The organism is Pseudoduganella buxea (assembly GCF_009720835.1).
Lineage (GTDB): Bacteria > Pseudomonadota > Gammaproteobacteria > Burkholderiales > Burkholderiaceae_D > Rugamonas > Rugamonas buxea.
Genome location: NZ_WNKZ01000079.1, coordinates 22,686 through 28,909, shown reverse-complemented (window position 1 = coordinate 28,909; position 6,224 = coordinate 22,686). Strand labels below are relative to the sequence as shown.

Here is a 6,224-nt window from a genome sequence, read left to right as displayed (position 1 = left end):
ACGGCATCGCACACCGGGCCGTCAATTTGCGCCAGGGCGAGCGGGCGCTGGGGGAAATCCATGTCCAGAACGTGAACCGGTATCACGCCGTGTTCAAGAGCTGGCTGATCCGCTTCCACGGCGTGGCCAGCCGCTACCTGCCCCACTACCTGGGCTGGATTCACGGGCTCGACTGTCGTCACCTGAGCACGCCGCAGCAATTTTTACGGGCTGCATTATTCCCGGCAGGAAGTTGAATGCTGAGTGGACAGTTCACTGCGACCGGGTGACAGCGCCTTTGTTTTATGCGCAACAAGTGTAAAACGCACGCTACCGCCCTGTTATACAATGAACATCTCCCCTTGAGCCGCCGCCCCCGGGGGACGCGCATCCGCAGTACAAGCTCGATACCTCAATCCTGCACGAGACATCCATGAGATCTGTTCCACGCAGTCTGCCCGTCTGCCCTGTCGCCATCGCCGCCGCCATCGTTTTCCTCGCCCTGCTCGCCGCCTGCGGCAAGAAGGAAGCGGCGCCCGCCGCGCCGCCGCCGCCCACCGTTTCCGTCATCACCGTCGCGCCGGGCGCCGTCGCCGTCACCGACGAGCTGCCGGGCCGCGTGGAGGCGTCGCGCATCGCCCAGGTGCGGGCGCGCACGCCCGGCATCGTGCTCAAGCGCGTGTTCCAGGAAGGGGGCGACGTCAAGGCCGGCGAGGTGCTGTTCCGGATCGACCCGGCCGAGTTCCAGGCCAGCTACGCCAGCGCGCAGGCGGCCGTGGCCAAGGCGGAAGCCAACCTGGCCCAGGCCGACCTGAAGGTGAAGCGCTACAAGCCGCTGCTGGCCGCGCAGGCCGTCAGCGGGCAGGAATACGACGACGCCGTCACGGCGCAGAAGCAGGCCGCGGCGGACCTGGCAACGGCGAAGGCGGCGCGCCAGACGGCCGGCCTGACCCTCGGTTATGCCACCGTGACGGCGCCCATTTCGGGCCGCGTCGGCCGCGCCCTCGTCACCGAAGGGGCGCTGGTCGGCCAGGGCGAAGCCACGCCGATGGCCACCGTGCAGCAGCTCGACCCGATCTACGTGACCGTCACGCAGTCGTCGCTGGAAATGGCGCAGCTGCGCCAGGCATTGGCCAGCGGCCGGCTGAAAAGCGCCGGCAAGGACCAGGCCAAGGTGACTCTGATGATGGAAAACGGCGAAGCCTACCCGCACGCGGGCAAGCTGCTGTTCTCGGACGTTGCGGTGGACGAGTCGACCGGCGCCGTGTCGATGCGGGCCGCCTTCCCGAACCCGCAGCGGCTGCTGCTGCCGGGGATGTATGTGCGCGCCCGGCTCGAGCAGGGTGTCAACGAGGCCGCCATCACGGTGCCGCAGCAGGCCGTCGTGCGCGGCGCCGAAGGCTCGTCGGTGATGGTGGTCGGCAGCGACAACAAGGTGGTGGCGCGCCCCGTCAAGGCCGAAGCGGCCAGCGGCGACAAGTGGATCGTCAGCGAAGGGCTGAAGGGGGGCGAGCGCATCATCGTCGAAGGCTTCCAGAAGGCCAAGCCGGGAGCGGTCGTGACGCCGCAGCCGTGGGTATCGGCCAGCGCGCCCGCCGGCACGCCGGCGCCTCGATAAGCGGGAGCCCGGATGCCACGCTTCTTTATCGACCGCCCCGTGTTCGCATGGGTGATTGCCCTGTTCATCCTGCTGGGCGGCGCGCTGGCCATCACGCGCCTGCCGGTGGCGCAGTACCCCACCATCGCGCCGCCGTCCATCGTCGTCACTGCCAACTACCCGGGCGCCACCGCCCAGGTGCTGGACGACGCCGTCACCAGCGTCATCGAGCAGGAGATGAACGGCGCCGACGGCCTGCAATACGTCGAGTCGCAAAGCGATGCCAGCGGCGGCGTGACGATCACCGTCACCTTCCAGCCAGGCACCAACCCGGACCTGGCCGCCGTCGACGTGCAGAACCGCATCAAGCGGGTCGAGTCGCGCCTGCCGCAGGCCGTCACGCAGCAGGGCGTGCAGGTCAACAAGGCACGCTCGAACATCCTGATGTTCGTCGGCCTGTACTCCACCGACGGCCGCATGGACCCTACCGCCATCGGCGACTATATGGCGCGCGATGTCGTCAACGAGATCAAGCGCCTGCCCGGCGTCGGCCAGGCGCAGCTGTTCGGCACGGAGCGCGCCCTGCGCGTGTGGGTCGATCCGGACAAGCTGACAGGCCTGAAGCTGAACATGAGCGACGTCACGGCCGCCATCCGCGCCCAGAACGCCCAGGTCACTTCCGGCACCATCGGCGATTTGCCCAATCCGAAGTCGCAGGCCTATGCGGCGCCCGTCGTCGTCACGGGCCAGCTGACCTCCGTCGAGCAGTTCCGCAAGGTGGTCCTGCGTGCCAACCCGGACGGCTCCACCGTGCGCCTGGGCGATGTGGCGCGCCTGGAGATGGGCGGCGCCACCTACAACATCAGCGCGCGCCTGTCCGGCCAGCCCTTCGTGGCCATCGCCGTGCAGCAGTCGCTGACCGGCAACGCGCTGGAGACGGCCAACCTGGTCAAGGCAAAGATGGAGGAACTGTCGAAGTTCTTCCCGCCAGGCCTGAAGTACACGGTGCCGTATGACACCTCCACCTTCGTCAAGATCTCGATCGAGGAAGTGGTCAAGACCCTGCTGGAAGCGGTGGTGCTGGTGTTTATCGTCATGTACATCTTCCTGCAGAATTTCCGCTACACGATCATCCCCACCATCGTCGTGCCGATCGCGCTGATGGGCACTTTTGCTGCGATGCAGATTTTCGGCTATTCGATCAATGTGCTGACCATGTTCGGCATGGTGCTGGCCATCGGCATCCTCGTCGACGACGCCATCGTCGTGGTGGAAAACGTCGAGCGCATCATGAGCGAGGAAGGCCTGTCGCCGCGCGACGCCACCATCAAGGCCATGTCGCAGATCACGGGCGCCATCATCGGCATCACGCTCGTGCTGATCGCCGTGTTCGTGCCGATGGCCTTCTTCGGCGGCGCCGTGGGCGCCATCTACCGCCAGTTCTCGCTGTCGATGGTGGCGTCGATGGCCTTCTCCGCGCTGATGGCGTTGACGTTGACGCCGGCCCTGTGCGCGACCATCCTGAAGCCCGTGGAAGCCGGCCACCATGTCGAGAAGCGCGGCTTCTTCGGCTGGTTCAACCGGAGCTTCGCCAAAACGGCGACGAGCTACCAGGGCCTGATCGCCCGCATCCTCACGCGCACGGGGCGCTTCATGCTGATCTTCGTGGCGCTGCTGGCCATCGTCGCGTGGCTGTACGTAAAGCTGCCGTCTTCGTTCCTGCCGAACGAGGACCAGGGCTACATCATCACCAACGTGCAGCTGCCGCCGGGCGCGTCGCGGCCCCGCGCCGAAGCCGTGCTGGCGAAAGTCGACGCCTACTTCCGCCAGCAGCCGGAAGTGGCGCGCACCATCGCCGTGGCGGGCTTCTCCTTCTCCGGCAACGGCCAGAACGCCGGCCTGGTGTTTGTGCCCCTGAAGGACTGGGACGAACGGGGCAAGGGCCAGTCGGCCGACGACCTGGCCAGGCGGGCCATGGGCGCGCTGTCCGGCATTCCCGATGCCATCGTATTCCCCCTGTCGCCGCCGCCGATCCGCGAGCTGGGCAACGCCACCGGTATCACGGCGCGGCTGCAGGACCGCAGCGCCCAGGGCCACGACGCGCTGATCGCCGCCCGCAACGATCTGCTGGGCATGGCGGGCAAGAGCGACGTGCTGCGCGGCCTGCGCCCGGAAGGACTGGAGGACGCACCGCAGCTGCAGGTGGAAATCGACCGCGAGAAGGCCAACGCGCTGGGCGTGGCCTTTGCCGATATCAACAGCACCCTGTCGGCCGGCCTGGGCTCGTCGTACGTGAACGATTTCAATGCCGCCAACCGCCAGCAGCGCGTCATCGTCCAGGCCGACCAGGACAGCCGCATGCAGCCCGCCGACATCCTGCGCCTGAATGTGCGCTCGGCCAGCGGCGACATGGTGCCGTTCGCGTCGTTCGCCAGCACGAAGTGGATCAACGGTCCCGTGCAGCTGGTGCGTTATAACGGCTACCCCGCCATCAAGCTGACGGGCGAGGCCGCGCCGGGCCGCAGCACGGGCGAGGCAATGGAGGAACTGGAGCGGCTCGCCGCGCGGCTGCCGCCCGGCTTCGGCATCGAGTGGACCGGCCAGTCGCTGGAAGAACGCACTTCCGGCTCGCAGGCACCGGCCCTGTTCGCGCTGTCGCTGCTGGCCGCCTTCCTCGTGCTGGCGGCGCTGTACGAAAGTAGTACGATTCCCGTCGCCGTGCTGCTGGTGGTACCGCTGGGCGTGCTGGGCGCGCTGCTGGGCGCGCACCTGCGCGACCTGCCGAACGACGTCTACTTCAAGGTCGGGCTGATCGCCATCATCGGCCTGTCGGCCAAGAACGCCATCCTGATCATCGAATTCGCCAAGGACCTGCAGGCCCAGGGCATGGGCCTGGTCGAAGCGACCCTGGAGGCGGTGCACCTGCGCTTCCGCCCCATCATCATGACGTCGCTGGCCTTCATCCTGGGCGTGCTGCCGCTGGTGATCGCCAGCGGTGCCGGCTCGGCCAGCCAGCGCGCCATCGGCACGGGCGTGATGGGCGGAATGATCACGGCCACCGTGCTGGCCGTGTTCCTGGTGCCCGTCTTCTTCGTCGTGATCCGCAGGATCTTCAAGGGCAGCGAGCGCCAGCGCCGCCTGGCCGCACATGAACTGGGGAACAAGCCCGACAAGCCGGAGGTCAAAACATGATGAAACCATCGATCACCTGCACTCTGCTGGCGGCCGGCCTGCTGTCCGGCTGCTCGCTGGCGCCCACTTACGAACGGCCCGCCGCGCCGGTGGCGCCGGCCTTTCCCGTCAACGCGCCGGCCGCCAGCGGCACCGCGGCTCCTGCCGCGACGGACGTCAAGGCGGCCGTCGATACGGGCTGGCGCGACTTCTTCGCCGACGAGCGGCTGCGCCAGCTGATCGGCACGGCGCTGGAAAACAACCGCGACCTGCGCACGACCGCGCTGCGCATCGAGGAAGCGCGCGCAGCCTACAACATCACGCGGGCCGACCGGCTGCCGAACGTGAACGCCGCGCTATCGGGCACGCGGGCACGCACGCCGGCCTTCCGCAGCGGCACCGGCGAAGCGGTGGTGGGCGAATCGTTCGATGCCGGGCTGTCCCTTGCCGCGTTCGAACTGGACTTCTTCGGCCGCGTGCGCAACCTGTCGGCCGCCGCGCTGGCAGCGTATCTGGCCACCGACGAGGCACGCCGGGCCGCGCAGATCAGCCTCGTGGCCGAAGTGGCCAAGGCCTATTTCACCGAGCGGGCCTTTGCCGAACAGCAGGCGCTGGCCCAGAGCACGTATGAAGCGCGCCGCCGCACCTACGACCTGACGCGCCAGCGCCTGGACGTGGGCGCCTCGTCGCTGCTGGACCTGCGCCTGAACGAAACACTGATGGAAACGGCGCGGGCATCTGCGCTGGCCCTGGCCCGCCAGCGCGCCCAGGCCGAGAATGCCCTGACCCTGCTGGTGGGCGCGCCGCCGGCCCAGGCCGCGAGCGGCGCCATGGCCGACGACCGCCGCATCGATGCCATGAGCAGCCTGCCCGAAGGCCTGCCGTCGGACCTGCTGGCGCGCCGTCCCGACATCCGCGCGGCCGAGCAGCGCCTGCTGGCGGCCAATGCCAATATCGGTGCGGCGCGGGCAGCCTTCTTCCCGCGCATCTCGCTGACGGCGGCGCTGGGCAGCAGCAGCCCCGAATTTTCCCAACTGTTCGACAGTGGTACGAAGACGTGGTCGTTCGTGCCGCAACTGACCCTGCCCATCTTCGACGCGGGGCGCAACCGCGCCAACCTGAACCTGGCCGAAGTGCGCAAGGACCTGGCCGTGGCGGACTACGAGCGCAGCATCCAGGTGGCCTTCCGCGAAGTGGCCGACGCGCTGGCGGCGCGCGCCTACCTGGCCGACCAGGTGGCGGCGCAGCGCGCCATCCAGGATGCCCAGGCCGACCGCCTGCGCCTGTTGCAGCTGCGTTTCGAGAACGGCGTGGCCAGCTCGCTCGACGTGCTGGACGCCCAGCGCGAACTGTTCGAGGCCCAGCAGCAGCTGGTGCAGGCCAGGCTGCTGCGCACCACGGGGGCCATCGACCTGTACCGGGCGCTGGGGGGCGGTTTGCAGTAAGGGCGGCTATACTGCGTGCCGCCCCTTACGAT

At 68.3% G+C, this 6,224-nt stretch carries 3 protein-coding genes and 1 pseudogene; all 4 read left to right on the top strand.

Going from position 1 to position 6,224, the window contains the following annotated elements; all coding sequences use genetic code 11:
- Nucleotides 1-236, top strand: a pseudogene (locus tag GM672_RS28435) (IS1595 family transposase); the annotation flags it as partial.
- 176 nt (nucleotides 237-412) lie between these two features.
- Nucleotides 413-1,597, top strand: coding sequence for an efflux RND transporter periplasmic adaptor subunit (locus GM672_RS21545; RefSeq protein ID WP_155472585.1), 1,185 nt, complete (start codon nucleotides 413-415; stop codon nucleotides 1,595-1,597).
- A 12-nt stretch (nucleotides 1,598-1,609) separates the two neighbouring features.
- The gene (locus GM672_RS21540) at nucleotides 1,610-4,768 is read left to right on the top strand and encodes an efflux RND transporter permease subunit (protein WP_155472584.1); all 3,159 of its coding nucleotides are present in this window, start codon (nucleotides 1,610-1,612) and stop codon (nucleotides 4,766-4,768) included.
- On the top strand, nucleotides 4,768-6,192 hold the full coding sequence (locus tag GM672_RS21535; protein WP_155472588.1) for an efflux transporter outer membrane subunit: 1,425 nt from the start codon (nucleotides 4,768-4,770) through the stop codon (nucleotides 6,190-6,192). The genes GM672_RS21540 and GM672_RS21535 overlap by 1 nt, the downstream gene beginning before the upstream one ends.
- The last annotated feature ends 32 nt before the right edge of the window (nucleotides 6,193-6,224 follow it).

Excerpts from the sequence above, each read along its gene's own strand:
- GM672_RS21545 (WP_155472585.1), top strand. The coding sequence starts at position 413 with ATGAGATCTGTTCCACGCAGTCTGCCCGTCTGCCCTGTCGCCATCGCC.
- GM672_RS21540 (WP_155472584.1), top strand. The coding sequence starts at position 1,610 with ATGCCACGCTTCTTTATCGACCGCCCCGTGTTCGCATGGGTGATTGCC.
- GM672_RS21535 (WP_155472588.1), top strand. The coding sequence starts at position 4,768 with ATGAAACCATCGATCACCTGCACTCTGCTGGCGGCCGGCCTGCTGTCC.